General features: G+C 36.5%; 3 protein-coding genes. All 3 read right to left on the bottom strand.

The genetic code is table 11. The annotated features are described in order from the left end of the window. A partial coding sequence (locus tag ACTIEI_RS14750; protein ID WP_439507048.1) for a type II toxin-antitoxin system death-on-curing family toxin occupies positions 1–220 on the bottom strand: 220 nt, incomplete at its 3' end. After that, the gene (locus ACTIEI_RS14745) at positions 217–405 is read right to left on the bottom strand and encodes a hypothetical protein (RefSeq protein WP_439507047.1); all 189 of its coding nucleotides are present in this window, start codon (positions 403–405) and stop codon (positions 217–219) included. The genes ACTIEI_RS14745 and ACTIEI_RS14750, both read right to left, overlap by 4 nt. 249 nt (positions 406–654) lie before the next feature. Next, positions 655–1107: an RDD family protein gene (locus ACTIEI_RS14740; protein ID WP_439507046.1), complete on the bottom strand. Its 453-nt coding sequence runs from the start codon at positions 1105–1107 to the stop codon at positions 655–657. Positions 1108–1262: the final 155 nt, after the last annotated feature.

The raw sequence follows: 1262 nt of genomic DNA, 5'->3' as shown, positions 1-1262 counted from the left end.
TTCTTTTATTACCATCCACGAATGGGTGATTAATAAGAATACTTTCGATTAATGAGGCAGCTTTATCTAAAGGTGTAGGATAGAGATGCTTTCCGTCAAATGTTTGAAAAGGTCTAGATAAAGCTGAGTTTAGAGACTCTTTATCTCTGATACCGTTGGCACCACCAAATTCAGAAATAAGGATTTGATGTATTTTTTCAACTTCATGTAATGAAATCATTGGGCCAGTTTCGCTAATAGTTCTTTGTCTTCAGTGAGAATCCTGCTCAATAAAGCATCAGTTGAGACCGAGGAATTATGCTTTGAATCTAATTCTTTTAGAAATACTAGAAGTTCCGTCAAAGCTTTGTCTGAGAAATGATCTAGGACCTTGCTGATTTCATATTTTATTTCTTCTTTAGACATTATATATTACTTGTCTGATAAAGTTACTATTTTTCGTAGAAACATTTATTTAAAAATAGCGGCTAACGTTCGAGGCTTTACGCAGGGTGGGGAAGGATTGTTCCCGCTGCTGGCTTGGCCACTTAAAACTCGATGGGCCATTGCTGAAAGCCCAACTTGCGTAAAGCCTTTTGTTGCCTGCTGTTTTATTTCTTTAAGCTTAATGTGTTAGTCTTTTTATGAGGAGAAAACATCTCCTCAAATTTTCTATTACAACCTTTGTTTCACAACTAGAGTCCGTGCAATAATATCATGCCACCCTCTACAGTGTTTGTCAACCAGTGCATAAAAAAAGCCTAAAGCTAATATTGCATAGGAAATAGTTTTAAAAAGGTTTCGTCCAACCGATTGCAAAATGCTCATTCTTTGTCCGTCATTATTGATAACCTTTATTCGCATAAGCTGCTTCCCAATTGTTCCTTGCATTGAACTGCTCTCCAAAAAAATTGAGTAGATAATCCATAACCCTATTAGACTGCTTCTGCTTAATATCCAATGAGTGGTATTTTTAATTTGAAAAGGGTCTGCTTTTTTGAAAAACCAAAAATTGCTAAAATGAGGAAATAAAAACCTTAGCAGGAATATGAACACTGTCAAAAGGAGTAAGTCAAATAACGCCGCCATAAGCCGCTGTCCAAAATTAGCGATTAGAGTTCTGTCCATAAATAGTATTTCGTCGATTTTTGATTTAACCATTTACACAGTCTAAAAAAATTGCAGGCAACGGCCGAGGCTTTACGCAGGGTGGGGAAGGATTGTTCCCGCTGCTGGCTTGGCCACTTAAAACTCGATTAGTTAAATACAAATTAATGAAGTTG

This window comes from Sediminibacterium sp. (assembly GCF_051860225.1).
Lineage (GTDB): Bacteria > Bacteroidota > Bacteroidia > Chitinophagales > Chitinophagaceae > Sediminibacterium.
Note: the sequence above shows the minus strand (reverse complement) of the source record. Positions and strands in the feature narration are given on the sequence as shown.